Origin of the sequence: Blastococcus sp. CT_GayMR16, assembly GCF_004570875.1 — a bacterium.
GTDB lineage: Bacteria > Actinomycetota > Actinomycetes > Mycobacteriales > Geodermatophilaceae > Blastococcus_B.
In genome coordinates, this window is sequence record NZ_SPQK01000012.1 from 112,847 (window position 1) to 139,053 (window position 26,207).

Sequence of the window (26,207 nt, forward strand, 5' to 3'; positions counted from 1 at the left end):
TGGTGGGCGCCGCCGCTGACGGCGGCTCGTCCGAGGAGCACCGCCGTCGCGAACAGGCAGGTCGTTGCCACCAGGACGACGGACAGTCGCCGGAACCGCCCGGTGAACGAAGTGCGCACGCGTATTGCTATCAGGCGACTCAGACGATCCGGATCCGCAGTCGGCGGAACCCGCGGCCCTTGTTCTCCATCTTCACGACCTCCACGCGGCCGACCATCGCGGTCGACGCGACATGTGTGCCGCCGTCCGCCTGGGTGTCCAGCCCGACGATGTCGACGATCCGCACCTCTTCGATGTCGGGCGGCAGCAGGTTGGTCGCCGTCCGGATGATGTCGGGGATCGCGAACGCCTCGTCCTTGGGCAGCGTCTTCACCTCGATCGGCCGGTCGGCGGCGATCTCGGCGTTCACCGACTCGGCGATGCGCTCCGTGAAGTCGGCGGGCACCTCGGCCAGGTCGAAGTCCATCCGCGCGGTCAGCGGCTCCATGTTGCCGCCGGTCACCAGCGCCCCGAAGTCCCGGAAGACGACGCCGGTCAGCACGTGCAGGCCGGAGTGGGTGCGCATCAGCTGGGTCCGCCGCTCGTCATCGAGTGCGCCCCGGACCGCCGTCCCCGGGGGTGGCACGGGGTCGCCTTCGACCGGGATCAGATAGAGCTCGTCGCCCCTGCGGGTGCCCGCGATGCGGGTCCGGACGCCGCCCCACAGCAGCACGCCCTCGTCCGGCGGCTGCCCGCCTCCGCCCGGGTAGAAGGCCGACCGGTCGAGCACGATGCCCTGCTCGGGGTCGGCCGCGATCACCGTCGCGTCCCACTCGCGCACGGTGGAATCGGCCAGGTCCAGGCGGTGGGTGTGCCCGTGTCGGTCGCTGTGGCTGGTCACCCCACCATGCTGCCCGCCAAGGTTCGGACGGCGACAGGACCTCCCGCTATGAGTGGACTGAAACTGTCAGAGGTGGTCGATAACGTCCGGCCATGGACAGCGAGCCGGACCGGGCGCCCGAGGAGGGTGAACCCATCCGAGTGCTGCCCGAAGACCTGGCACCTGCCCTCACCGAGACCGAGCTCGTCGCCGACATCTGGGCAGCCGACGCCCGCGAAGCCCGCTACGTCGCCGAGCGCGCGGTGTCGATCGCCCACTTCGCCCGCCGCCGACGCCGTCAGCGGCTCGACGAGTTCGGTCCCCGTGGCAGTCCCGGTCTGGACAGCCGTCACCGGCAACCCGTCGCGCTCGCGGACTACTCGGAGACGCTCGTCGCCGAGCTGGCATTCATCCGCAGCTGTTCCGAGATCGAGGCGGAGTCACTGCTGGTCGAGTCTCTCGTCCTGGTGCACGAACTGCGCGGCACGTGGAGCGCCCTGTACGAGGGGAGGATCGACGTGCGCAAGATGCGGGCACTGGTCGACCTGCTCGGGCCGGCGACCCCCCAGGCCATCGCCGCGATCGAGGCCCAGGTCCTACCTGTTGCCGGGGACATCACCGTCGCCCAGCTCCGCATGCGCGTCCGCCGGGCACTGGTGCAGTTGGATTCCGCGGCTTTGGAGCAGCGCCGCGCCGAGGCGGCGAAGCGGGCCGACGTCTGCCATCAGCCCACCGGCGACGGGTTGAGCCGACTCATGATCGACCTGCCGGTGTGGAAGGCCGCCGCCTGTGTCGACGTCGTCCGGCAGTACGCCGATCTGGCGCGCACGGCCGGCGACCGACGCCCCATCGGCGTGATCCGGGCCGAGGTCGCCGCCGACCTGATGCTGCGGCCGTGGGACCGCTCGCGCCCGGCGGTGACGGCCCGACTCGACATCCAGGTACCGCTGTCCGCGCTGCGTCCCGCCGAGTCCGGCAGACCCGCGCCCGCAGCGGAGGTGGCGGGCGAGATCGTGACCGCCGCGGAGTGCCGCGAAATCCTCCACCAGCTCGACATGCTCGGTGTCCAGGCAGCGCCGGTGGGCGGCTGCGTTCAGGTGGCGATCGGGAACTCGGTCACCGGGCAGCTCATCGCGGTCGCCACTCGCAACGAACTGCGCCGCGGATCCGGAAGCCGACGTCGCCGCCGCACGCGCCGCGGGACCGACGACCACCGGCCGAGCAGCGACACGAGCGACGACGGGCCCGGCCTGCGGCCACCCCCGCCGACCTCCGCCTACCGGCCGACCGCGCACCAACGCCGCTTCATCCGTGCCCGTGACCGGTCCTGTCGGATGCCGGGCTGCCGACGGGCGCCGGGTCGCTGCGACATCGACCACGGCACCGCTCACGCCGACGGTGGCCCGACCGACTGCTGGAACCTCTGCTGCCTCTGCCGCAGACACCACCGGATCAAGACCTTCGCCCGCGACTGGCACTTCCAGCTGCTCGCCGACGGCCGGCTGATCGTCCGCACGCCGAGCGGGGTCGCCCGCATCACCCGGCCCCCGGGTTGGTGCGAGGACGTCGAGCCCGACCCGCCGTGGATCGACGAGGAGGCGCCACCGGACGTGCTCATCTGCTGAGCCGCTCGAGTGTCACCGTCGATCCACTGCCCGTCGCGAAGGGGCGTTGCCATCGCCGGGCATGGCGAGGACGGTGAGGTGTGCGGCGGTGCCGCCGGGGCGTCGCCAGCACACGAGAGGAGTGGTGGCATGTACGCCCGTTCCACCACCGTTCGAGGAACCCCCGAGGCCATGGACGAGGGGATCGCCTATGTCCGCGACAAGGTCATGCCTGCCGTAGGCCAGATGGAGGGCTGCGTCGGCCTGTCGATGCTCGCCGACCGCGACTCCGGCCGCTGCATCGTCACGACCTCGTGGGCCGACGCCGACTCGATGAAGGCCAGCGCCGGCGGCGTCATGGCCATGCGCGAGCGTGCCGCGGAGATCATGGGCGGCCCGGCCGAAGTCCAGGAGTGGGAGGTCGCTGTCATGCACCGCATGCACACCGCCCACCACGGTGCCTGCGCCCGGGTGATCTGGAACGACGGCGACCCCGCCGACGCCGACCGGATGATCGACAGCTTCCGGATGACCATCCTGCCCCAGCTCGAGGACCTGCCGGGCTGCTGCAGCGTCAGCGTCATGCTCGACCACAGCAGCGGCCGCGCCGTCGTCACCACGACCTACGACAGCCCCCAGGACATGGCCGGCGCCAAGGACAGGGCCATCCAGATGCGCGAGGAGTTCGTGCGCCAGTTGAACCGAACGGTCACCGACGTGGCCGAGTTCGAGCTGGTCCTCGCACACCTGCGGGTGCCCGAGACGGTCTGACACGCCGCGAGGCATGGTCGGCCGGGCGGCCTTCGGTGGCCGCCCGGCCACCGGGGGCGACGGTCGGGCAGCCAAGTGTGCTCCGGCAGAGCATTCTTGGTCCGACCTTCCTCCCGGCTCATGGATGGACGCTGTGACCACGGCTGAACCGAACGCGGAAGCGCCGAAGCGAGGCCGTCACGCCAAGCGTGACGACACGGACGACCAGCCCGTCGACGAGAGCCGGGACGACGAGAAGTCGCCGGACGAGGACACCGCCGAGGAACCGCGCGAGAAGAGTCCCGAAGCCGAGGCCAGCGACGTGAGCCCCGACGCGGAGGCGCGCGACGGGGACTCCGGCGGTGCGGACCCGCACGACGACGAGAGCGCCGCCGACGAGAAACCAACGGACGAGAAGCAGGCCGGGGCCGCGCGCGAGCACAAGCCCTCCGCCGCGACGGCCGTCTCCGCACAGCCCCGCGAGGAGCAACCGGCCGAGCCGACGAGGAAGCGCTCCGGGCATGCGATCGCGCACCACCCGGCGGGCCCCTCACTGCTCACCGCCGCCGCGCTGGTGATCGCGCTGGCCCTCGTCCCCCTCCTCTTCGACCAGTTGCGCTTCGAGGTCGCCTCCCGCGCCGCGGACGCCGCCCGCAGCGCGGCCGCCCCCTGGCCGGCCGTGAGCGAGCCGTGGTTCTGGCCCGGCTGGGTGGCGACGGCGGCCGCGATCATCGGACTGGTCGTCCTCGTGGTCGCGGCGATCGGGATCAGGCTGCCCGATGTCGCCGTCCTCGTGACCGCCGTCGTCCTCGCGGCCGCGACGGCACGCGCGGCGTGGGCGACGTTCGGCGTCCTCAACGCCGGACTGTGGGAGCTCATCCCCGTCTGCATCGTGTGCGTGATCGCCTTCGCCGCCGCCGTCACGGCGGCCTTCCGGTGGCGTTCACCCGACAAGGACGACTCAGGCACCGGCGCCGGCGAGGTCGCGGGCGTGACGATCGGCGCCTGGCTGCTCGTCGTCCTCCTGCTCCTCGGCGGCTCGGCGATCGCCAGCAGCGCGGAGACGCACGCCTTCGGCAACGTCACCTCACCCCCGCAGGACCTGGCGGGCCTGCTCAGCGTGCGCGCCGCGGACGCCCCGGAGCTCGACGACCTCCGCGGGTCGTGGGTGCCTCAGGTCGCCGCCGCCCAGGTCGACGACGACGCCGGCGCGTCCGCCTACGCCGTCGTCCACCACGACTGGACGACCCGGTTCCCGACCGTCCTCGCCCGTGGGGACGACGTCGGCGCCGACGACCTCGACGACACGTGGTGGCTGAGCCTGGTCGCACAGCCGGTCGGCTCCGAGGCCGAGGCGGCCGCGTGGTGCGCCACGAACAGCGTGCCGAACTGCACTCCGCGGCTGATCGGCGACTGACGAGCTACTGAGCCGACCTTCGCATCGACCACATCTGGGCCGGCCGCTCGAACTGGGTCGCGACCTCCCAGCTCACGGCGCCGTTGACGACCTCCTTGCGGAAGTTGCCCACCGCCGCCCGCGCCAGGTCCGGGTCCGCCGCCACCCGCGTCGCCAGCTCCAGGGCCCGCTCCTCCACGGCGGCGTCGTCCACCGACTCCCACGCCAGTCCGAGCTCCGCGGCCCGGACGCCGTTGATCTCCTCGCCGAACAGCGCCATCGCGGCCGCCGCCTCCCGGCCGATCAGCCGCGACAGGATGACGAAGTGCCCGCCGCCCGGGTGCAGCCCGCGCTTGAGGAATCCGCAGATCAGCCGCGCGTCGCTGGCCACGATCCGCAGGTCGGTCGCGAGCAGCATGTTCATTCCTGCGCCCACCGCCGAGCCACGCACCGCCGCGACAGTCGGCACGCGCACCTGGCCCAGCCGGTAGAAGGAGTCGTAGATCTTGCCCATGCCCTCGTAGGCGTCCGGCGCCGCCGGGTCCTTGCCGGCCGAGGTCAGGGTCGCGATGTCCCCGCCCGCGCAGAACGACTTGCCGACCGCCTTGATGACCAGCGCGCCGACGTCGGCCCGCCCGTCCACCTCGTCGAAGGTCGCGATCAGCTCATCGGCCATCGCCGGCGTCAGCGCGTTGCGGCGGTCGGGCGCGTTCAGCGTCACCACCGCGACCCCGCCGTCGACCTCGAGCAGGACCTCACCGGAGTCGGAAGTCACGGGCACACCTTTCGAAGAGACGTTCGGTCAGACGATGCGGGTCAGCGCCGGCCAGAGGCCGTCCGGGCCGTCGGCCAGCACCCCCGCGCCGAGCACCCGCGACCATGCCAGCTCGCTGCCGGCCTCGTCGCGCCAGGACCACAGCCGCTTGGTCAGGTGATGCAGCTTGTGCTCCTGGGTGAACCCGATCGCGCCGTGCACCTGGTGGGCCAGCCGCGCCACGACCTCGACCGCCGCCCCCGCCCGCACCTTCGCGGCCGCGGCGGCCAGCACCACGTTCTCGTCGCGCTCCACCGCCTGGACGGCGGCATCGGTCAGCGCCGTCACCGCGGTCACCTCACCCGACATCTCGGCGAGCTCCATCTGGATCGCCTGGAACTTGCCCAGCGGCCGGCCGAACTGCACCCGCTCCCCCGCGTACTGCACCGTCCACGCCAGCACCTGCTCCAGCGCCGCGGCCAGCTGCACCGCCCGTGTCAGCGCGTACCGGGCCTTCAGCTCCTCGAGCTGCGCCGAGTTCAGCAACGCCCCGGACGCAGCGACGTCGTCCAGCACCAGCGAACCGCGGGGCTCCCCAGCGAGGTTCACCGCGGACGTCGCCTCGATCCCGGAGACGTCGATCAGGCCCAGCACGGGGCCTGCCGCACCGGCAGCGAGGACGACGAGGTGCCGGGCCGCGCCGCTCCACGCGACATCGGTGACCGTCCCACTCAGGGTGAACCGGCCGGGCCCGTCGCCGTCGTCCGACGCATGGGCGGTCACGGCCGGACCCAGGGCGAACGTGAGCGGCTCGTCGACCGGCGGCAGCGTCAGGTCCGCGGCCACGACCGCCGGACCGGCCACCAGCAGCTGCTCGGCCACCGGCACTGCGGCGGCACCGGCGGCCAGCGTGCGCACGATCGCGACCGCGTCGGCCAACTCGCCGCCCGAGCCCCCCGACGATTCGGGCAGGCCCACGCCCGTCAGTCCGGCGGACGCCAGGGCCGACCACAGCCCGGCGTCCCACCGCCGCTCCGCGGTCAGCGCGAAGGGCTCGAAGCCGGTGAGGATGTCGCGGACGGTCTCGACGACCAGGTCCTGATCGCTCATCGCAGCCCCAGCCCGCGCGCCACGATCCCGCGAAGGATCTCGTTGGTGCCGCCGCGCAGCGTGTAGCCCGGCGCGTGCAGTTGCGCCTCGGCCAGCGCCCGGCCGAGCGGATCGGGCGAGTCCAGGGACGGCGTCACGTCGACCACCCGCCGGATCTCGTCGATCACGTCGCCCTCGAACGTCGTCCCCACGTCCTTCACCAGGGCGGCGGGGATGTTCGGCAGCTCCCCCCGGTCCAGCGCCGCGGCGATCCGCAGCGACATCTGCCGCAGCGCGAGGATGCTCGCCGACAGCCGGCCCAGCGTCGCCACCGCCGCCGGATCGTCGGCCGCCGCCACCCGTCGAGCGAACTCGGCGACAAGTGGATATGTCGACAAGAAGCGTTCCGGCCCCGACCGCTCGAAGGCCAGTTCGGCGGTCACCTGGTGCCAGCCGTTGCCCTCCTCGCCGAGCAGCATGTCGCCGGGGACGACGACGTCCTCGAACACCATCTCGTTGAAGTGGTGGCCGCCGTCGAGGATGCGGATCGGGTTGATCGTGATGCCCGGCAGCGACAGGTCGATGAGCAGCTGTGACATGCCGGCGTGCCGGTTGGCCGTGTCCTGGGGCGAGGTGCGCACGAGGGTGATCGCGTAGTGCGAGTGGTGCGCGTTCGACGTCCAGACCTTGGCGCCGTTGACCACCCAGTCGCCGCCGCCGTTCCGGGTAGCCTTCGTGCGGATCGAGGCGAGGTCGGAACCGGAGTCGGGCTCGCTCATCCCGATCACGAAGTAGCACTCGCCCGCGGCGATCCGCGGCAGGAGCTCCTGGCGCTGCTGCTCGGTGCCGTAGGTGAGCAGGTTCGGCCCCGACTGGCGGTCGGCGATCCAGTGCGCGGCCACCGGGGCGCCGGCGGCCAGCAGCTCCTCGGTGACGGCGTACCGCTCCATCGCCGAACGCTCGTGCCCGCCGTACTTCTTCGGCCAGGTCATCCCGAGCCAGCCGCGCTCGCCGAGCTTGCGGGAGAACGCCGGATCGACGCCGGAGAGCCAGGTGTCCACGTGGGTGGTGAACGAGCCGGCGGCAAGCTCCGCGGCGAGGAACTCGCGGACCTCCGCCCGGACCTGCTCGGCCGCCTCGGACCGCGGCGCGGGCGCCAGCGTCAACGAGTTGGTGCTCATCCTTCGGAGGGTGCCAGACGACGGGACCGACGGCCCCCGCAGGTCAGGGTTGGGAGTCCTCGTCCTCCGGGGTGCCACGGGTCAGTTGCCGCAGCTCGCTGACGACGTCGTTCGCGACCGAGCCCAGCGAGTTCAGCGCTCCCGTCACCAACCGACGAACGCCGGTCATGTCCAGCCCGAGCCCCGCTCCGATCCCCGCGGCGACGTCGAGCCCCCGCAGCTCGCCCTCCGACGGGCCGCGTTCGGCCAGGTCGGGCGACCAGCGCATCGCGTCACCGGACATCGACCAGTCACCCGTCGCACCGTCGATCGCCTCGGCGACCCGGTTCACCGCATCGGCCACGACTCCTCCGGTCAGCCCGCGTCGGAGTTCCACATGTCGGTCGCGAACCGCCACGCCCCGTCGGGCCGGCGGCGGAAGACGACCAGGTACTTGCCGCTGTCGAGCAGCGTCTCGCCCGACCGCCGGCCGTAGCGCCCCTCCTCGATCGCGACGTCCCCGTACTCGGCGCGGTGCACCGTCTCGAGGACCCCGCCGTCGGAACCCCCGTCGATCCGCCGCTGCCAGAAGTCGCGGACGGCGTCCTCGCCGGTGATCACCGGCGCACCGGGGGGCAGCAGCCGCGCCCCGGGCTCGTACAGCGCGGCGGCGAGTGTGGCGTCGCCCCGCTCGAGGGCGCGCACCAGGGTCGCCTTCAGCTCGTCGATGGTGCTCGCGGCGATCGTGTCGGTCTCGGCCATCCCGGCCCCCTCGGTCCGGGTCCAGGGTCGCGAGGCGCTCCCCGCCGGTCAAGCCCTCCGGTCACGCGGTACGCGTGAGCACGAGCAGCGCGATGTCGTCAGCGCGGTGGGCGCCGGTCAGGGCGTCCAGCAGCCGGTCGCAGAGCTCGTCGGGATCCGACGTGTCCGCCGCCTCCGCGGCGGCCAGCAGGTGCGCGAGTCCCGCGTCGATGTCGGCCGACCGGCTCTCCACCAGGCCGTCGGTGAACAGCACCAGTGTCGCCCCCACCGTCAGCACGCCGGCCCACTCCTGCGCCGGCGCCGGGGCCGGCGGGGCACCCAGCATCCGGCTCGGCGCCACCGGGAGGAACTCGGCGTGCCCAGCGGTCAACAGCAGCGGCGCCAGGTGCCCGGCCGAGGCGATCCGCAGCTGGCCGGTGACGGGGTCCAGCGTCGCGAACAGGGCGGTCGCCATCCGCTGCAGACCGAGCAACGACCACGACGCCTGCAGCCGGGCGATCATCGCGCTCGGCGCCGGCCGGTCGACCAGCAGCGCCCGGTAGACGGAGTTGAGCTGGCCCATGGTCGCGGCGGCGGTGATGTCGTGGCCGACGACGTCGCCGACCGCGAGCGCGACCTGGTCGTCGGGCAACCGGACGACGTCGTAGAAGTCGCCGCCCACCTCCACGCCCTGCGTCGCCGCGAGGTACCGCACGGCCATCTGCAGCCCGGCCACCTCCGGCGGGGGCGGCGGCAGCAGGTTGGCCTGCAGCGTGTGCGAGGTGCGGACGTCGAGCTCATAGCGCTGGGCCTTGGCGAGGACCAGCGACATCTGCAGGCCCAGCTGCTCGGCGACCTCCACGTCGGCCGCGGTGAACGAACTCCGCCGCCGGTCGGTCGCGAGCGTCAGCACCCCCAGCCGGCGGCCGTCGGCCATCAGCGGAACCGCGACGACGCTGGTCAGTTCCATCGCCCGGATCGCCTGCCGGTGCCGGTCCTCGGACGTCACCCCGGCCAGGAACTCCTCGTCCACCACCCGGACCCACTGCGTGCCGCCCTGCTGCATCGCGCGCGTGCTCGGGTGCGTCGCGGACCGCTGTGAGAGGTGCCGCTCCCGGACCTCGTCGGCCAGGTACTGGCGCGTCGGATCGCGGTGCCGTGCCGTCGCCCGTACCGGGCCCTGCTCGGTCTCCAGGTCGATGACGCACAGGTCGGCGAGCCGATCCACGGAGAGGTGGGCGAGCCGCTCGACCGTCTCGCGCACGTCCGCGGCCTCGGCCAGCAGCCGGGCGGCCTCGAGCAGGAAGGCCGACCGCTCCGCCTGCCGCGCCGTCTCCTCGTGCAGCCGGGCCCGCTCCAGCGCCTGGCCCGCCTGACGGCCCAGGGTCCAGAGCAGGTCGACGTCGGCCGGGCCGGTGACCGTCACGGCCTCGGGTTCGTCGAGGCTGATCAGGTCACCCCCGGCGGCGCCGAGCCCGAGGACGAGCACCCCGAGCCGGCGGCTGTCGGCCGTCACCGGCACGAGCACGAGGCTCGATAACCCGCCGGCCGCCATTGCCCCCGCGATCTCGGGGCGGACCGACCGGAGCCGCTCGTCGAGGGGGATCGTCCGCACCCCCTGTTCCAGTTCCAGGGCGAGCTGACCGATCGCCGCCGCCTGGAGCTCGTGCAGCAGCTCGGCCGGCAGACCCACCGCGTGCTCGGTGTGCAGCCGCGGGAGATCGTCGATCCCGCCCGCCGGCTCCTCCTCGACCAGCACCAGCGCGGCGCCGCGTGCTCGAAGCGCCGCACGGCCGCGTTCGACGATCACCGCCGCGACATCGGCCACTGACGTCGCGGCGGCCATGTCCGACACGACCTGCTGCACCGTCCTCGACCGTGCCTCGGACTCCTCGGCCGCCCGCTGGGCGGTGAGCAGCTCGCGCTCGTAGCGCCGCCGCGCGGTCGCCTCGAACAGGGTCGCCCGCATCAGCACCGGCGTGCCGTCGTCGTTCCGCAGCTCGACGGCGTTGATCAGGCACGGCAGGACAGACCCGTCCATGCGGACGACGTCGAGCGCGATCTCGCGCACCGCCCCCTGCATGCGCAGCAGCGGCACGACGTGGGTCTCGTGAAACACCCGGCCGCCCATGGTGAGCAGGTCCTGGAACCTGGCGCCGAGCAAGGCGTCGGGCGACCGGCCGGTCCACGCGCAGAACGTCCGGTTGACCTTGACGATCCGGCCGTCGGGCAGCGCCGACAGATAGCCCATCGGCGCGTTCTCGTACAGGTCGGCGGGGTCCTCCTCCAGCAGCCGGCCCAGCTGTTCGCGCGGATCCGGCTCGCCCGCTGCGCCGCTCATCCCGTCACCCCGTCAGGAACGCCCGGATCGCGGCGGTCGTCTCCTCCGGCGAGCTCAGGTGCGGCACGTGCCCGACGGCCGAGAGCTTGGTGAAGGTGCTCCCGGCGACGGCATCGTGGACGTACCGGCCGACGACGTCGGGGGCGATGACGTCCTCGCTGCACTGCAGGACCAGCGTGGGGACGGCGATGTCGGCCAGGTCGGCGCGGTTGTCGGACAGGAACGTGACGCGGGCGAACTGCCGGGCGATGTCGGGGTCGGTCCGGCAGAAGCTGTTGGTCAGCTCCTCGGCGAGCTCCGGCTGGTCGGGGTGGGCGCCCATGATCACCGGCGCCATCTGCGCGGACCAGCCGAGGTGGTTGCTGTCGAGGGCGTCGAGCAGCCCGAGGATGTCGGCGCGGCTGAACCCGCCGACGTAGTCGCCGTCGTCGACGTAGCGCGGATTGGGCCCGACCATCACCAGCGCCCCGAACAGCTCCGGCGCGTCCTGCAACGCGGCCTCCTGAAGTGCAAGGACGCCGATCATCGCGCTGACCGAGTGGCCGACGAGGACGACGTTCTCGAGCTCGAGCTCCCGGCAGATCTCGACGATGTCGCGCGCATAGCCGCGCAGCGAGCCGTACTTCTCGGGGTCGTAGGCGCTGAGGTCGGAACTGCCGGCCCCGACGTGGTCGAAGAGGACGACGCGGTGATCGACCTCGAAGTCCGGGGCGACGAAACGCCACATGGCCTGGTCGCAGCCGAACCCGTGCGCGAACACCATGGGGCGCCCGGAGGGCACCCCGCTGACGGTCACGCAGTTCCGCGCGAGAACGCTGCCCACGGGTCCGACCCTATGGGACGACGGGCAGTCGCCGCCCGCCCGTGTCGATCAACGTTGCGGATCACCATCGGTCACCGACGACCCACGGACAGCCAGGCACCCGCGAGCGTGTTCGAAACCCCCTGTTGCTGACGGTCCGATTGCCCCTACCCTCCCCGGCATCCGCCCTGGCAGAGCGCCGGAACCCCGGCGCGCCCGCCGCACGCACGAGCGCCGAACGAGGTGTCCCATGGCCGCAGTCGCGGTCCGCCCGGCCAGCCTGATCCCGGTCCCCCGCTCCCCGCAGTCCGTTGCCCCGGGTCCGGTCCCGACGTCGGCTCCCGCCGAGATCGGCGAGCGCCACAGCCCCGCCTGCCGGGCCGTGGCCTACCAGCGGGTGCTGCACCAGCTCGTCCGCCGTGAGCTGCGGCTGCTCGGCGAACTCTCCAGCTGGGCGCCGGCCGCCGAGGCCGAGCGCACCGCCGCCCTCACCCGGCACGCCGACCTGATCGGTCGCGTCCTGCTGCACCACCACGCCGTCGAGCGCGAGGCCGTCTGGCCCGCCCTGCTCCGCGCGGTGCCCGGCGACCGAGTGAGCGCCGTCCGTGCCGCGATCGACGACTGGACCGGGCGCTGCGCCCGGATCGACCACCGGCTGCGCGACCTCTCGACCGCTGCCCGCCAGTGGCAGGTGGCCGGCACGGCTGGCGCGCGGGACGCCTTCGCGCTCGCCTGCCTCGACCTGGCCGACGCGGTCGACGCGCAGACCGCCGATGAGGAGTCCGTCCTGCTGCCGCTGCTCGGCGAGCACCTCGACTCCGGCGACTGGGCCGCGATCGCCCGCTCGTCGCACTGCCGGCTCTCCGCCCGCGAGCAGTTGTTCGTGCTCGGCCTGGCGCTGGAGGACTCCAGCGCGGCGGACCGCGCGCGGCTGATCAGCGGGCTGTCACCGGCGACCCGCGTGGCCTGGCGGCTGCACGGGCGCCGGGACTACCGCGCGGCCGTCGTCCGGCTGCGGGGTGCGCCGCCGGCGGCGTGACTCAGTAGCGGGACGTGCCGCAGTCCTCGCAGCGCTTGCGCACGGCTGCGGTCTCGGCCTGGCAGTTCTCGCAGACCCACGTGGTCCGCTCCTTGGTGCGCTCCTTGATGGCGGTGCTCATGGGTCTCTCCCCCTCGTCGCAGGTTCCCCGTCGACGGTAGGGAGCAGACGTGACGGGAAGGTGTCCCCGGAGTTGCGCTTGGCGACCGACTAATCGGGGCCGATGAGTTCGGGGGCCGATGAGTTCGGGGGCCGAGCGGGGTCGGACCTGACCGTGACCACCTTCGTACTGATCCCCGGGGCCGGCGGCCAGGCCTGGTACTGGCACCGGCTGGGAGCCGAGCTCGAGCGGCGAGGCCACGTCGCGATCGCCGTCGACCTCCCCACGGACGACGACACCGCCGGCCTGGATGCCTATGCCGACACCGTGGTGACGGCCGCAGGGGAGCACTCCCCCGTCGTGCTCGTCGCGCAGTCGATGGGCGGGCTCACCGCGCCGCTCGTCTGCGGGCGACTGCCGCTCGAGCTGCTGGTGCTGGTCAACGCCATGATCCCGCTCCCCGGCGAGACCGGCGGCGCGTGGTGGGCGGCCACCGGCCAGGGCGCCGCGCAGGCCGCGCACTGGGAGCAGGAGGGGCTCGCCGGCGAACCCGAGGAGGACACGGTCTTCTTCCACGACGTCCCGGCCGACGTCGTCGCGGACGCGCAGCAGCAGCCGTTCGCCCAGTCGACCCGGCCCTTCGAGGACCCGTGGCCGCTGGCCGCCTGGCCCGACGTGCCGACCCGGGTGCTCGTGGCACGCGACGACCGGCTCTTCCCCGCCGAGTTCCAGCGGCGCCTCGCCGCCGAGCGGCTGGGCATCACCCCCGACGAGATGCCCGGCGGCCACCTGGTGGCGCTGAGCCGCCCGGTCGAACTGGCCGACCGGCTGGAGGGCTACCTGAGGTCGGGCTGAGCGTCCGGGCGTCGACCAGGCATGCTCGTCGGGAGCCAGGACGATGGCAGCACAGCGACGGAGAGAGATCAGCTTGTCTTCAGCACGACCCGCTCCCGAGGACGACCCCGAGCTCGCGGCCGAGCAGGGCTACGTCACCGGGCTGCACCGGCGGCTGGACGACATCCGGGCCGTGGTGGTCACCCGCCTCGACGACGCCCTGGCCAGCGTCGCGCACAACCCGCAGGCCGTCGGGGAGCGCGAGGCGACCGTCCAGCTCTACACCGAGCGCCTGGTCGCCCTCGACGCCGCGGAGAGCGGCCTGTGCTTCGGCCGGCTCGACCGCCGCGACGCCGTCGTCCCCCGGTACGTCGGCCGGATCGGGCTGCAGTCGGAGGACGGCGGCGAGGAGCCGCTGCTCGTCGACTGGCGGGCACCCGCCGCGCAGCCGTTCTACACCGCGACCCCGCTGCACGACCTCGGCGTCCGCCGTCGCCGGCACATCCGGACGCGCGGCCGCACCGTCGTGAGCATCGCCGACGAGACCCTCGACCTCGACGATCCGGACGTCGCCCAGCGGTCCGGGCTGGCCGGGGAGTCCGTGCTGCTCGCCGAGCTGAACGCCAGCCGCACCGGCCGGATGACCGACATCGTCCGCACCATCCAGGCCGAGCAGGACCGGATCATCCGCGCCGACCACCGCGGCGTGCTCGTCGTGCAGGGCGGGCCGGGCACCGGCAAGACCGCCGTCGCCCTGCACCGTGCGGCCTACCTGCTCTACACGCACCGCGAGCGGCTGGCCCGCAGCGGTCTGCTCATCGTCGGCCCCTCCCCCACGTTCCTGCGCTACATCGCCGACGTGCTGCCCTCCCTCGGCGAGACCGGGGTCGTGCTGGCCGACGTCGGCAGCCTCCGGCCCGGCGTGGAGGCGCACGCCGACGAGCGCCCCGAGGTCGCCGAGGTCAAGGGCCGGGCCGCCATGGCCGACGTCATCGCCGCCGCCGTCGCCGACCGCCAGTCGTCCCTCGACGCGCCGGTGGAGATCACCATCGACGGGACGACGCTGCGGTTCACCCCCACCGACGCCGCCCGCGCCCGGACCCGCGGCCGGGCCGCCTCCCGGCTGCACAACGAGGCCCGCCCCGCGTTCGCCCGCCGGGTGATCGACCGGCTGGCCCAGCGCTACGCCGACCGCCTGGGCGCCGATGTCCGGGGCGGCGACAGCCTGCTCGACGCCACCGACGTCGCCGCGCTCCGCCGGGAGATCGCCGGCGAACCGGCCGTCCACGCGCTGATCGATCGGCTCTGGCCGCGGCTGACCCCGGAGCGGCTGGTCCGCGACCTGTTCGACTCCCGGGAACGGCTGGAGGCGGCGACCCCCGGCTGGAGCGACACCGACCGCGACCTGCTGCTGCGCCCACCGTCGTCCCCCTGGACCCCGGCCGACGTCCCGCTGCTGGAGGAGGCCGACGAGCTGCTCGGCGTCGACGACTCCGCCGAGCGCGCCGCGGCACGACGCGACGAGCAGCGGCGGCGGCGGGACGCCCAGGAGACCCTGGACATGCTGCACGGCTCCCGCTCGACCGACGCCGAGACCGAGGAGGAGGCCGAGGAGCTGAGCGCCGGCGACCTGCTCGACGCCGAGGGCCTGGCCGCCCGCCAGGACGTGCGCGACAGCCGGACGACCGCCGAGCGCGCCGCCGCCGACCGCACCTGGACCTACGGCCACGTGATCGTCGACGAGGCGCAGGAGCTCTCGGCGATGGCGTGGCGGCTGCTGCTGCGCCGGAACCCCACCCGGTCGATGACCCTGGTCGGTGACGTCGCCCAGACCGGATCGCTGGCCGGCGCGACCAGCTGGGCAGAGGTCCTCACCCCGCATCTCGGCACGCACTGGCGGACGGAGGAGCTGACGGTCAACTACCGCACCCCGGCCGAGATCATGGAGGTCGCCGCGGCGGTGCTCGCCGCCGGTGGCTCCACCGCCTCGGCCGGCCAGTCGGTGCGCTCGACCGGCGTCCGCCCCTGGGCGCTCCGCGTGACCGACGCCGACCTGGCCGCCGCCGTGGTGGCGGCCGCGAAGGCGTTCGAGGCCGAGGACGGCACGCTTGCGGTGCTGGCGCCGCCCAGCCGCATCTCCGCCATCAGCACAGCACTTCTCGGTAGGGCGCTGCCCGAGTCCTCGGCCGACCTGACCGCCGGTCCCGTCGTCCTGCCGCCCGCGGGCGCGAAGGGCCTGGAGTTCGACTCGGTGCTCGTCGTCGACCCGGACGGGATCGTCAGCGAAGGCGTGCGCGGGCACAACGACCTCTACGTCGCGCTCACCCGCGCGACCCAGCGGCTCGGCGTCGTCCACACCGGCGACCTGCTGCCCGAGCTGCGCGGGCTGAAGCCCGCCTAGCCGACCCCGCCCCGGACCTCCAGGACGACGCCGCTCGCCGGACGCGCGGGGATGCGGCGCAGCGAGATCGACAGGTCCTGGTCCGGGACGTCGAACTCCAGGCGGGCCAACCGGACGGCGAGCGCGGAGAGCAACGAGACGGTGATCTGCTCGCCCGGGCAGCGGTGCCCGGTCCGCGGGTCTCCCCCACCCTGCGGGATCAGCTCGAACGCGCCGATCTCGCGGCCGAGAAACCGTGCCGGGCGGAACGCGTACGGGTCCCCCCACAGCTCGGCGTCGTGGTTCTGGCCGAAGATGTCGAGCAGCACCATGGCGTTCTTCGGGATCGTCTCGCCGTCCCACTCGATCTCCCGTGGCGCCCGGCCACCGATGAACGGGGCGAACGGGTAGAAGCGCCGCACCTCGTCGGCGAACGCGTCGGCGAAGGCGGCGTCGCCGTCGGCCAGGCGCGTCCGGTTCTCCGGCCAGCGGATCAGCGCGTGTGCGGAGAAGGCCAGGAACCACGCGACCGCCGTCGTGGGCCGGATGACGTTGAGCAGTTCCACCGCCGCGACCCGCGGCTCGAGCTGCTCGCCGTCGGCGTCCCGGTGCCGCGCGACGACGCCGACGGCCGAGCCCGGCTCGGCGGTCACGCTGCCGTCCCGGACGCCCTCGACCAGCCGGGCGAGCCACCCCTCGCGGCGGGTGCGGGCCCGCCGCGCCCGGAAGTGCCGCGGACCGCCGGTGGCGAAGCCGTCGACCATCGCGACGAGGTCGCGGGCCACGCCGGGCACCTCGTCGTCGGTCACGGGGACGCCGGCCCAGCGGCAGACGGCGCCCGCGAGGACCCGGGAGGCCTCGTCGAGCAGCACGATCTGTGGCTGGTGCGCCCACCCGCCGACGGCCCCGTCCCAGGCCGAGGTGGCCTCCTGCACCAGTGCGGCGATGCCGTCCTCACGCATCAACAGCGCGACGAACATCGACTTGCGCACCCGGTGCGCCTCGCCGTCCAGGGTGTGGACGGCGCCCTTGCCGAACAGGGTCGCCTGCACCGGCTCCGGAAGTGCGCCCGACCGGCGCACGTGGTCCTCGTCGTAGAGGAACCGGGCCGCGTCCGGGCCCTCGATGCCGACCGCCGGCATGCCACCCAGCCGGGTGGGCACGGTCCGCCGGCCGAGCGCACGCCGCTTGTCAGGAAGCCAGGCGTACCCCTTGGTCAGCAGCAGCAGGCCGTTCTCGAGACGGGGCATACCGCCTCGGTGCCCAGGACGGTTCCCGGGGAATCACTCCCGGGTCAGGGCCCCGCACCCGCCGGCACCGCACGCACAGCCGGCGCACGCCGAGGGGACCGCTGCCGGCGCCGGCTCGGCGGCGACCCGGCGCAGCCCGGTCGCCGCGACGACCAGCGGAACGGCGAGGACGGCGACGGCCAGCGCCGCGACCACGGTGGCGACGTCGGACGCGCGGGCCCAGCCCTGCGCGACCCCGGTGGCGACCAGCAGGCCGGTGACGAGGACGGTCCACACCAGCAGGGCCTGCCCACCGCGGCGCGCGGCGCCCTCACGGCTCAGCAGCGCCGCAGCCGCGGCCAGCAGCAGCACGGGGACGACGACCAGCAGAACCCGCGCGGCCAGCGCGCCGGAGGAGAAGGCGACGACGAGGCCGGCCGCGCCGACGCCCAGCGCACCCGAGCCCAGACGGCGGGCCCGCGCGGCGAGGGCAGGACCGACCGCGCCGGATCGCGCACCGCGCAGCAGGACCGCTCCCCGGACGACGAGGAAGGCGCCCAGCGCACCGAGCAGCAGCCGCGCCCCGGCGGCGTCCCAGACGACGGACGTGATCGCGACGGCGATCATCGCGATCCCCAGCGCCAGCCACTGGGGCCAGGCCCGCCGGGCCTCCTCGGGCGTCGCGACGCCCTGGGTGCCCGCGGTCAGGATGGGAGTTCCGCCGTACGCCACGGGGCCAGTGTCCCTCACCGCGGCCCTCGTTCCGCAGGCACCGGACCGGGAGCCTGTGACACGCTGAGCCGCTGCCCGTCGGAAGTCAGAGGATCCGGTCATGAGTGCACAGGGAACGGCCCGCTCGGCCATGGGTGCCGCCGACGAGGCGGGCAACAGCGACGCCCTCGAGCACCTCGCCCGGATCGGCCTGATCGCCTACGGGATCGTCCACCTGCTCGTCGCCTGGCTGGCCCTGCAGCTCGCCTGGTGGGGCGGGAGCGGGGAGTCGGCCGACCAGTCCGGCGCCATGTCCACCCTGGCGGAGTCGCCCGTCGGCAAGCCCCTGCTCTGGGTGATCGCCCTCGGGCTGATCGCGCTGGCGGCCTGGCAGGCGGCCGAGGTGCTGCGCTGGCGCCACGGCTGGTCGGGCTCGGGCAAGACGCGGACGAAGGCCCTGCGGAAGTCCGGCAACGCGCTGGTCAAGGCTGCGATCTACATCGCGCTCGCGGTGCTCGCCCTCCGGTTCGCGACCGGCAGCGGCCAGTCCAGCTCCCAGTCACAGCAGGAGACGACGGCCGGCGTCCTGGGCTGGCCGGGTGGCCAGTTCATCGTCGGGGCCGCCGGGCTCATCCTCATCGGCTCGGGCATCTGGCACGTGAAGAAGGGCGTGACCAAGAGCTTCCTGAAGCAGGTCGACACCACCGAGGCATCGGCGTCGGCCCTTCGCCTGGTCACCCGGCTCGGGCAGGTCGGGTTCCCCGGCAAGGGCGTCGCCCTCGCGCTGGTCGGCGGCCTGCTCGTGTACGCCGCGATCACCTTCGACCCGTCGAAGGCGCAGGGGCTCGACGGCGCGCTGCACACCGTTCTGGAGCTGCCGTACGGCCCGATCCTGCTGACTCTGGTCGCCGTCGGGATCGCGGCCTTCGGGGCCTTCCTCTTCGTGCGGGCGCGCTATCCGGAGCGCACGTGAGCGTGCGTACTCCCCGCTCGCTGCTCGACCGGGCCCACGGGGCCGTCGACCGTGCCCGTGAGGTCACCGACCACCCGGTCCTGACGCACGTCGCCCGGGTGGGCCTGATCGCCTACGGCGTCATGCACTTCCTCATCGGCTACCTCGCGATCCGGCTGGCCTGGGGGCTGCGCGGCGCGGACGCGGACCAGACCGGTGCCCTGCAGACCGTGGCGGACGGACCCGCCGGAGCGGTGCTGCTCTGGACGATCGGCCTCGGCATGCTCGCCCTCGCCCTGTGGCAGGCCGGCGAGGTGCTGCTCTGGTGGCACGGGCTGCTCGATCCCGCCCACCGGAAGCGCACGGCGCTGGTCTGCACGAAGTGCCTGGCCAAGGCCCTGGTCTACGCCGTCCTCGGGATCACCGCGCTGCTGTTCGCGGTGGGGCTGGAGTACGAGGCCGACGAGCGGCTGCGGGACCTCACCGACGAGACGCTGGAGATCCCCGGCGGCGCCGTGCTGGTGGGCGGGGTGGCCACCGGGGTGATCGCCGTCGGCCTCTACACGCTCGTCCGGGGCATCACCGGCGGGTTCATGAAGGACATCGACCTGCCGGCGGCGCCCGACCGCTGGGAGCCGCTCATCGAGGGCATCGGCCGGGTCGGATACGTCGCGAAGGGCATCGCCTTCGCGGTCATCGGCGTCCTGCTGTGGCAGGCGGCGCACTCCGCCGACGTCTCGACCGCGACCGGGCTGGACGGCGCCCTGGCCGCCATCGCCGACGTGCCCGCCGGGCCGTGGCTGCTCACCGCCGTCGCGATCGGCTTCGCCGCATTCGGGGTCTACGCGCTGGCTCGCGCCCGCTACCCCGACCGCGACCCGTCGTCCTGACCTACGCCCTCGGGCCGCCGGCGACGTAGATGACCTGGCCCGAGACGAAGCCGGCACCCTCGCTGACCAGGAACGACACCGTGTGTGCGATGTCCTCCGGCTGGCCTGCCCGGGCGACCGGGATCGCCGCCGCGCGCGCCTGCACGTAGGGCTCCCACTCCTGACCGATCCGCTCGGCCGTCGCCCGGGTCATGTCGGTGACGATGAACCCCGGCGCGATCGAGTTCGCCGTGACGCCGAACTTGCCCAGCTCGATGGCGAGGGTCTTGGTGAACCCCTGCAGCCCGGCCTTCGCGGTCGCGTAGTTGGCCTGCCCCCGGTTGCCGAGCGCCGAGGTGCTCGACAGGTTGACGATCCGGCCCCACTTCGCCTCGGTCATGTGCTTCTGGACGGCGCGGGCCATGAGGAACGAGCCGCGCAGGTGCACGTGCATGACCAGGTCCCAGTCGGCGTCGGTCATCTTGAACAGCAGGTTGTCGCGGGTGACCCCCGCGTTGTTGACCAGCACGACCGGCGGGCCGAGCTCGGCGGCGATCCGGTCGACGGCCGTCTGCACCTGCTCGGAGTCGCCGACGTCGGCGCCGACGGCCAGCGCCCGCCCCCCGGCGGCCTCGATCGCCTCCACGGTGCCGCGGGCGTCGTCCTCGGTCAGGTCGATCACCGCGACGGCGAAGCCGTCGGCGGCCAGCCGCTGGGCCGTCGCCGCGCCGATCCCCCGCGCGGCTCCGGTGACGATCGCGACCCGCTCGCTCATGCCGACACCCGCTCGAACAGCGCGGCGAGGCCCTGACCGCCGCCGATGCACATCGTCTCCAGGCCGTAGCGGGCGTCGCGCCGCTCCATCTCGCGCAGCAGCGTGGCCAGGATGCGGCCGCCGGTGGCGCCCACCGGGTGGCCGAGGGAGATGCCCGACCCGTTGACGTTGGTCCGCTCGAAGTCGCTGTCGGTGAAGCCCCACTCGCGGGTCACCGCGAGCACCTGGCTGGCGAAGGCCTCGTTGAGCTCGATCAGGTCGACGTCGGCGAGCTTCACGTCGGCCTGGGCCAGGGCCTTCGCCGTCGCCGGGACCGGGCCGATGCCCATGGTCCGCGGCGGCACGCCCGCGACGCCCCACGACACCAGCCGGGCCAGCGGGCGCAGGCCCAGCTCGGCGGCCTTCTCCGTCGTCGTGACGATCGCGACCGCCGCTCCGTCGTTCTGGCCGCTGGCGTTGCCGGCGGTGACGGTGGCGTCGGCGTCGTCCCTGCCCATGATCGGGCGAAGCTTGGCGAGCGTCTCGACGTTCGCGTCGGGGCGGATGTGCTCGTCGCGGTCGACGACCGTGTCGCTCTTGCGGCCCTTGACCGTGATCGGCACGATCTCGTCGTCGAACCGGCCGGCCGCCGCGGCGGCCGCCGCGCGCTGGTGGCTGCGGACGGCGTACTCGTCCTGCTCCTCGCGCGAGATCTTGTACTCGGCCCGCAGGTTCTCCGCCGTCTCGATCATGCCGCCCGGTACGGGGTGGTTCTGGCCGCCGGCCGTCACCCGGCCGCGGGCGAGGCCGTCCTGCAGCAGCACGCCCGGCCCGGCCTTGACGCCCCAGCGCATGGCGGTCGAGTAGAACGGCGCGTTGCTCATCGACTCCGCCCCTCCGGCGAGGACGAGCTCGGAGGCGCCCGACTGCACCTGCATGGCCGCGTAGAGGACCGCCTGCAGGCCCGAGCCGCAGCGGCGATCGATCTGGATGCCCGAGGCGGTGACCGGGAGGCCGGCGTCGAGGGCGGCCACGCGGCCGATCGCCGGGGCGTCCATCGTGGGATAGCAGTGGCCGAGCAGGACGTCCTCGACCGACTCCGGCGGCAGGCCGGTGCGCTCCAGGAGCGCACGGATCACCGTCGCCGCGAGCTCCTGGGCCGGTACGTCGCGCAGCGATCCGCCGAAGCCCCCGACCGGGGTCCGCAGCGGCTCGCAGATGACCGCATCTCGCACGGTGGTCCTCCCTGTTCGTTCCCGGCCCTCATCCGGGCGCGGGTCCGAGTGTGCCCCGGCGCGGAACTCAGCGCGCGAGCACCCTGGCGGGAGGAGGGGTCAGACCGGGGTCAGGCTGGAGCCCTGCGCCTGGTCGTCGGCGGCGACCTGCTCGGCGTGCAGCAGCTCCCACAGACCGGTGATCTGCAGCGGGCGGATGACCGCGCGGGAGGAGGCGAGGACACGCATCCGCACGTCCTGTCGGACCGCTCGCCGGTGAGCAGTGGCGAGGACGCAGAGCCCCGCGGAGTCGAGGAAGCTGACCTGCCCGAGGTCGACGGTGAGCTCGCGGACGTCGCTGTCGAGCAGCGATTCCAGGTGCTGGCGCAGGAGCGGGGCGGACGTCGAGTCGATCTCGCCGGCGGCGGTGACGACCACCGCGGGTCCGGCGACGGAGACGTCGATCGTCACCAGTTCGGTGGCGCTCGGTTCGAGTGCAGGTGCGGTCACGGGGTGCCTTTCAGGCCATCGACCGGATCAGTGGAACACCCGGTCGCGACGAGGTGCGACGCAGAGGAACACCGACACAGGTAACGGCTGCCATGTTGAACCGCGCAGCTGACGGTAGGGATGAAATCGCCGCACCGCAAGGGCCGTGCTCCGAGATCACCGGCACGGCGGATACTGGGGCGCGTGTCGATGCGGATGGTGCTCTGGGGCGTTCTGGTGGCCGTCGTCTCCGTCCTGGCGTTCCTCCTGCTGGACCCGATCCTGGCCGCGTTCGTCGCAATCCTGCTGGTGACCGGCGCGGTCGTCGCCGTCCTCGCCCGCGACTGGGACCGGCACTCGACGTATGAAGAGCGCGAGCTGGCCCGGTCCATCAAGCGGGCCGAGAAGTGGGAGCGGAACAAGGACGTGCGCGCCCGCGACCGCGCCCGCTGGGAGGCTCACCAGGCACGACAGGCGGACAGGACCGAGGGGTAATTCGGTCGACTCCGGTCGCCCCGCGCTCCTACCGTCCCTCCCATGCGGTACTTCCTGCGCCTGCGCACCCCCTGAGCTGACGTCCCGCGGCGCGGCCCCTCCGCCGCCCGCCGACCGCGCCGGTGTCCTTCCGCGGCGCTCGCTCGCCCTCTGCCCTGCCGGGTCTCCCCGCGGGCACTCGTTCGACCTGCACGGAGGTATCCCATGTCACGCCCTGCCCCGATGGCCGACGGCCCGGCCGCCGACGCCCGCGCCAGGCTCCCCGATCAGGAGTACGCCGCCTTCGACCGGCTCGCCGGCGCCGTCCTCGCGTCCCGGGGCGCGCCGCTGGGACCCCTGCTCCGCGCCCAGCTCCCGGGCACCACCGGCGTCCGCTGGCTGCGTCAGGAGAACCTGCCGCCGACCACCCGCCCCGGTGCGCTGACCAGCGCGCACTGGCTGTCGCTGTTCACCTGCTGGTCGGCCGCGCACCACGCACCGACCGGCGGGGGTCCGGGCACGCGCCGGGCCGGTGGGCGGCCGTCGGCCCACGGTCACGCGCCCGGCGCGATGGCCGTACCCCGCTGGGGCCAGTGACGGCTCCGTCCGTCAGTCCCCGACCGCGTCCTCGGCAGCAAGCTCGGCGGCGCGGTCGGGGAAGGCGAACGCTTCGGCCAGCGCCTGCCGGAGCGGCCAGGCGCCCGCCCGCCAGGCCAGCGCACGGCCCAGGGCGGCCGGGGACCCGTCGACGTGGTCGACGGTCCCGGCCGGCCACCACGTCACGGCCCGGCCGTCCACGGTGAGGTCCTCGTGGACGGCGACCTCGCCGTCGAGCTCCACGACGCCGAGCCGGGCCGCGGCGAGCCCGGCGCCCGGCAGCTGTGCCCAGCGCATCCGCCGTCCGCCACCGCTCACCGATCCCGCGACCCGCTCGCCGGCCAGCGGCAGGTCCAGCAGGTCGGCCACCGCGCCGGGCGCCCCGCCGGCGGGCACGACCGGTCCGCCGACCAGTGGCTGCAGGTACGGCGCATCGAGGACGACGGCGTCCCCGGCCACCCGGTCCGGCGCGACGCGCACCCGCTGCGGCGGGTCCACGTCGACCCCGTCGAGCGCCGCGGCGAGCCGGGCGTAGACCGTCCGCAGCACGTCGGGCCGGACCGTGCGGGCCGGGTCGCCCAGCCGGTCCAGCAGGTCGATCGCGCCGTCCACGTCGGCGAGGACGTCCTCGACCGTCATGGGCGGACGCAGCAGGTCCAGGACGGCGGCGGCGCCGGCCGCCGGTTCGTACAGCCCCAGCAGCTCCGTGCTGTCCGGGTGCCGCAGCCGGTCGGGGCGCTCCCCGCGGAGCACCGGGTGGGTCGACAGCCACCAGCGCAGGTAGCCGGGAACCGGGACGCCCCCGAGCACCACGTCGGCCCGGGCCTCCGCCGGCGCGGCGGCGAGCAGCGGCAACGCGCGGGGCCAGTCGCGCACCAGCTCCAGGTCGCGGACCGCGGTCAGCAGCGGCCAGGACGGCGGCGGGGCGTCCAGCGGCAGCCGGTCGAGCACCGCGTCGGCCCAGCGGTCGGCGTCGTCCACGCCCAGCTCCTCGGGGTCCTCGCCCCGGACCAGCGCGAACGTGTCCAGGACCCCGACGGCCCGCAGCGCGTCGGGGTCGGCGGTGGCGGCCGTCCCCGGGTCCAGCAGCCCCAGCGCCCCCTCCTCCAGGACCTCGGCGAGGGGGGACCCGGGCAGCACGAGCTCCCCCGCCGGCGCCCATCCACCGGCGGCGTCGGGCAGCGCCAGCTCCGTCAGCCAGGGCAGCTCGCCCACCGCCGGGCGGGCCGCTCCCACGAGGGCGAGCACCGCCCGCGCCAGGTCCGTGGGATCGGCGTCGTCGTCGAGGGCGTCGTCCACGGCGTCCATCGACGTCTCGACGGCGTTGCGGACCCCCGCGTCGGCGAGGACCGCGGCAGCGGTGGCCGGGAAGGCGCCCAACCGCTCCAGCAGCCGCCGGGCCGCCGGTCGCTCGACCGCCTCGGGCTCGGCCAGCCGGAGCCCCAGCGGACCCAGGTGCGCGACCGGCAGGCCCGCCTCGGGAAGAAGCACCCCGGCCGGGCCGTGCGCCGTGCGCCCGTCGACGAGCGGCACCGGCAGCGCGGCCAACTCCTCGCGGTCGGCGCCGTCGAGCGCCTCGTACAACCGCCCCCACCAGGACGCCGGCCGGTCCACCCCGCGGACCACCTCCACGACCTCGGCGAGACCGATCCGGCGGACGCCGAGCACCGCCAGCGCGGGGGTGTCCGACCGGCGGGACCAGCCGGGCGGCAGCAGCCCGGCCAGCACGTCGGCCAGGACGTGGATCCGCTCGTCGGTCGCGTCATCGAGCACCGCGGCCCGCTCGGGGAGCTGACGGGCCTTCGCGTCCCCCGCGACGGGGAGCCAGGCGGTGGCGCGCAGCCGCCCGAGCACCGCCGCGCCGAGCTGGGCGTCGAGGGCGGCCCCCGCCAGGCCGGCCCGCGGCACGAGGCGCAGCAGCACCGGGTCGGCGGGGAGCGAGGCGACCAGGTCGGCGAAGGTGTCGGCGGCCGCCGCGACCAGGGCGTCGGTGACCGGTCCCGGGGCGACGTGACGACGGTCGGGTCCGAGCGGGAAGGGCGCGATCAGCCGGAGCGGGAGGGAGAGTGGCTCGTCGCTCGGGGTCGGCGCGTGCACGACCTGCCCGGCCGGCAGCGGCTGCGGAACGCCGTCGTCGTCGAGCGGCACCGCCCAGGTCACCGTCCAGCCGCGGCGCGAGCGCTCCTCCACGGGGCGGTCGGCCAGGAGCGCGGCGGGCAGTTCACCGGATCGCTGCGCGACCTGCCAGGTGACGGTGCGCTCCCCTTCGGTCAACCGGACCCTCGGCGCCGAGCCGTCGCGGGAGAGGGTGCGGGTCGCGCCGTCCACGACCACCTCGACGGCCGTGAGGCCGGACAGCGCGAGCAGCAGGTCCACCGGCAGCCCGGTCAGGGCGGCCTCCACCCCGGGCCGGGTCCCGTCGCGCAGCGGCAGGACGACCTCCGTGGCGAAGCCGTCCGGCGGAGTCCCCCCGGCCCGCCACGGCAGCCGGAGGACCGGCACCGCTCCCCCGCGCCGCTCCACCTCGTCGGCGAGAGCAGGGAGCGCCGCGACCTCGGCCCGCGTCCGGTCGGCACTGAACCGCACCCCGCCGTCCGTGGACAGGACCGCCGGCTCGTCGCTGACCGCCAGGACGGCGGCGAAGCCGACACCGAAGCGGCCGACGCCGGCGGCCTCGTCGCGCTTGGCCGACGCCCGGAGCGTGGCCAGTCCCTGGACGCCGCCGGCGTCCAGCGGGGCACCGGTGTTCGCGGCGCGGAGGGTCTGCCCGTCCAGCTCGAGGCGGAGCCGCCCGGGGACGCCGTCGCGGGCAGCGGCGTCGGCGGCGTTCTGGGCGAGCTCGACGAGCAACCGGTCGCGGTAACCGCCGCGGACGAGGTCCTCCTCGGCGTTCGCGTCCTCCCGGAAGCGGGCCGGCGACGCGGCCCACGCCGACAGCACCCGGTCCCGGACGGCGGCGGTGCCGAACGGGTCGCCGGCCGGGCCGAGGGGAACGTGAGCCCCGCCGTCGATCCCGGTCTGCATCTGCGCGACCCTAGTTCGGCGCCGCGACCCGGCTGATGCAACTCC

24 protein-coding genes are annotated in these 26,207 nt (G+C 74.3%); 10 read left to right on the forward strand and 14 right to left on the reverse strand.

Annotation, left to right across the window (positions count from 1 at the left end; all coding sequences use genetic code 11):
- Positions 1-139: 139 nt before the first annotated feature.
- On the reverse strand, positions 140-880 hold the full coding sequence (locus tag E4P38_RS14155) for an alanyl-tRNA editing protein (protein ID WP_135132449.1): 741 nt from the start codon (positions 878-880) through the stop codon (positions 140-142).
- Between the two features lie 92 nt (positions 881-972).
- On the opposite strand from E4P38_RS14155, the gene E4P38_RS14160 reads away from it, so the two are divergent.
- The 3 genes from E4P38_RS14160 (at position 973) to E4P38_RS14170 (ending at position 4,630) form a co-directional block, all read left to right on the forward strand.
- Positions 973-2,484: an HNH endonuclease signature motif containing protein gene (locus E4P38_RS14160; protein ID WP_135132450.1), complete on the forward strand. Its 1,512-nt coding sequence runs from the start codon at positions 973-975 to the stop codon at positions 2,482-2,484.
- Between the two features lie 129 nt (positions 2,485-2,613).
- A complete protein-coding gene (locus E4P38_RS14165; RefSeq protein WP_135132451.1) occupies positions 2,614-3,234 on the forward strand; it encodes an antibiotic biosynthesis monooxygenase in 621 nt (206 codons plus the stop codon).
- A gap of 133 nt (positions 3,235-3,367) precedes the next feature.
- On the forward strand, positions 3,368-4,630 hold the full coding sequence (locus E4P38_RS14170; protein WP_135132452.1) for a hypothetical protein: 1,263 nt from the start codon (positions 3,368-3,370) through the stop codon (positions 4,628-4,630).
- Positions 4,631-4,634: 4 nt separating this feature from the next.
- Here the strand turns inward: E4P38_RS14170 and E4P38_RS14175 are convergent, their stop codons facing one another.
- From E4P38_RS14175 to E4P38_RS14205, 7 genes are all read right to left on the reverse strand, one after another.
- Entirely contained in the window at positions 4,635-5,384 is a 750-nt protein-coding gene (locus tag E4P38_RS14175; RefSeq protein WP_135132453.1) for an enoyl-CoA hydratase/isomerase family protein, read from the reverse strand.
- Between the two features lie 27 nt (positions 5,385-5,411).
- Positions 5,412-6,473 (reverse strand): acyl-CoA dehydrogenase family protein, encoded by a 1,062-nt coding sequence (locus tag E4P38_RS14180; RefSeq protein ID WP_135132454.1) that lies wholly within the window; start codon positions 6,471-6,473, stop codon positions 5,412-5,414.
- Positions 6,470-7,633 carry an acyl-CoA dehydrogenase family protein gene (locus E4P38_RS14185; RefSeq protein WP_135132455.1) on the reverse strand — a complete coding sequence of 388 codons (1,164 nt, stop codon included), beginning with the start codon at positions 7,631-7,633 and terminating at the stop codon, positions 6,470-6,472. The genes E4P38_RS14180 and E4P38_RS14185 overlap by 4 nt, the downstream gene beginning before the upstream one ends.
- Positions 7,634-7,676: 43 nt before the next feature.
- On the reverse strand, positions 7,677-7,976 hold the full coding sequence (locus tag E4P38_RS14190) for a hypothetical protein (protein WP_135132456.1): 300 nt from the start codon (positions 7,974-7,976) through the stop codon (positions 7,677-7,679).
- An 11-nt stretch (positions 7,977-7,987) separates the two neighbouring features.
- Entirely contained in the window at positions 7,988-8,374 is a 387-nt protein-coding gene (locus tag E4P38_RS14195; RefSeq protein WP_245161025.1) for a DUF4440 domain-containing protein, read from the reverse strand.
- Positions 8,375-8,435: 61 nt separating this feature from the next.
- Positions 8,436-10,694, reverse strand: a complete 2,259-nt coding sequence (locus E4P38_RS14200; protein WP_135132457.1) for a SpoIIE family protein phosphatase — start codon at positions 10,692-10,694, stop codon at positions 8,436-8,438.
- Between the two features lie 4 nt (positions 10,695-10,698).
- Positions 10,699-11,517: an alpha/beta hydrolase gene (locus E4P38_RS14205; RefSeq protein ID WP_280791083.1), complete on the reverse strand. Its 819-nt coding sequence runs from the start codon at positions 11,515-11,517 to the stop codon at positions 10,699-10,701.
- Positions 11,518-11,746: 229 nt separating this feature from the next.
- Between E4P38_RS14205 and E4P38_RS14210 the strand changes: the two genes are divergently transcribed.
- From E4P38_RS14210 to E4P38_RS14220, 3 genes are all read left to right on the forward strand, one after another.
- Positions 11,747-12,535, forward strand: a complete 789-nt coding sequence (locus tag E4P38_RS14210) for a hemerythrin domain-containing protein (RefSeq protein WP_135132458.1) — start codon at positions 11,747-11,749, stop codon at positions 12,533-12,535.
- A 274-nt stretch (positions 12,536-12,809) separates the two neighbouring features.
- A complete protein-coding gene (locus E4P38_RS14215) occupies positions 12,810-13,490 on the forward strand; it encodes an alpha/beta hydrolase (protein WP_135132459.1) in 681 nt (226 codons plus the stop codon).
- A 73-nt stretch (positions 13,491-13,563) separates the two neighbouring features.
- Positions 13,564-15,870, forward strand: coding sequence for an ATP-binding domain-containing protein (locus E4P38_RS14220; RefSeq protein ID WP_245161026.1), 2,307 nt, complete (start codon positions 13,564-13,566; stop codon positions 15,868-15,870).
- Here the strand turns inward: E4P38_RS14220 and E4P38_RS14225 are convergent.
- The gene (locus tag E4P38_RS14225; RefSeq protein ID WP_135132461.1) at positions 15,867-17,099 is read right to left on the reverse strand and encodes a cytochrome P450; all 1,233 of its coding nucleotides are present in this window, start codon (positions 17,097-17,099) and stop codon (positions 15,867-15,869) included. The genes E4P38_RS14220 and E4P38_RS14225 overlap by 4 nt on opposite strands.
- Positions 17,100-17,132: 33 nt before the next feature.
- Positions 17,133-17,828 carry a hypothetical protein gene (locus E4P38_RS14230; protein ID WP_135132462.1) on the reverse strand — a complete coding sequence of 232 codons (696 nt, stop codon included), beginning with the start codon at positions 17,826-17,828 and terminating at the stop codon, positions 17,133-17,135.
- 82 nt (positions 17,829-17,910) lie between these two features.
- Between E4P38_RS14230 and E4P38_RS14235 the strand changes: the two genes are divergently transcribed.
- Positions 17,911-18,762, forward strand: a complete 852-nt coding sequence (locus E4P38_RS14235; protein WP_135132463.1) for a DUF1206 domain-containing protein — start codon at positions 17,911-17,913, stop codon at positions 18,760-18,762.
- Positions 18,759-19,631 (forward strand): DUF1206 domain-containing protein, encoded by an 873-nt coding sequence (locus E4P38_RS14240; protein WP_245161027.1) that lies wholly within the window; start codon positions 18,759-18,761, stop codon positions 19,629-19,631. Before E4P38_RS14235 ends, E4P38_RS14240 begins: the two co-directional genes overlap by 4 nt.
- 1 nt (position 19,632) lies before the next feature.
- Here the strand turns inward: E4P38_RS14240 and fabG are convergent, their stop codons facing one another.
- The 3 genes from fabG to E4P38_RS14255 all read right to left on the reverse strand — a co-directional run bounded on the left by fabG (position 19,633) and on the right by E4P38_RS14255 (position 22,088).
- On the reverse strand, positions 19,633-20,385 hold the full coding sequence (gene fabG, locus E4P38_RS14245) for a 3-oxoacyl-ACP reductase FabG (RefSeq protein WP_135132464.1): 753 nt from the start codon (positions 20,383-20,385) through the stop codon (positions 19,633-19,635).
- Positions 20,382-21,599 carry an acetyl-CoA C-acetyltransferase gene (locus tag E4P38_RS14250; protein ID WP_135132465.1) on the reverse strand — a complete coding sequence of 406 codons (1,218 nt, stop codon included), beginning with the start codon at positions 21,597-21,599 and terminating at the stop codon, positions 20,382-20,384. The genes fabG and E4P38_RS14250 overlap by 4 nt, the downstream gene beginning before the upstream one ends.
- A gap of 99 nt (positions 21,600-21,698) precedes the next feature.
- Positions 21,699-22,088, reverse strand: a complete 390-nt coding sequence (locus E4P38_RS14255) for an STAS domain-containing protein (protein ID WP_135132466.1) — start codon at positions 22,086-22,088, stop codon at positions 21,699-21,701.
- Between the two features lie 183 nt (positions 22,089-22,271).
- Between E4P38_RS14255 and E4P38_RS14260 the strand changes: the two genes are divergently transcribed.
- Both E4P38_RS14260 and E4P38_RS14265 read left to right on the forward strand, forming a co-directional pair.
- Positions 22,272-22,562 carry a hypothetical protein gene (locus E4P38_RS14260; protein WP_135132467.1) on the forward strand — a complete coding sequence of 97 codons (291 nt, stop codon included), beginning with the start codon at positions 22,272-22,274 and terminating at the stop codon, positions 22,560-22,562.
- A 204-nt stretch (positions 22,563-22,766) separates the two neighbouring features.
- A complete protein-coding gene (locus E4P38_RS14265; RefSeq protein ID WP_135132468.1) occupies positions 22,767-23,138 on the forward strand; it encodes a hypothetical protein in 372 nt (123 codons plus the stop codon).
- 12 nt (positions 23,139-23,150) lie between these two features.
- On the opposite strand, the gene E4P38_RS14270 is transcribed toward E4P38_RS14265, so the two are convergent.
- Positions 23,151-26,162 carry a hypothetical protein gene (locus E4P38_RS14270; protein ID WP_135132469.1) on the reverse strand — a complete coding sequence of 1,004 codons (3,012 nt, stop codon included), beginning with the start codon at positions 26,160-26,162 and terminating at the stop codon, positions 23,151-23,153.
- Positions 26,163-26,207: the final 45 nt, after the last annotated feature.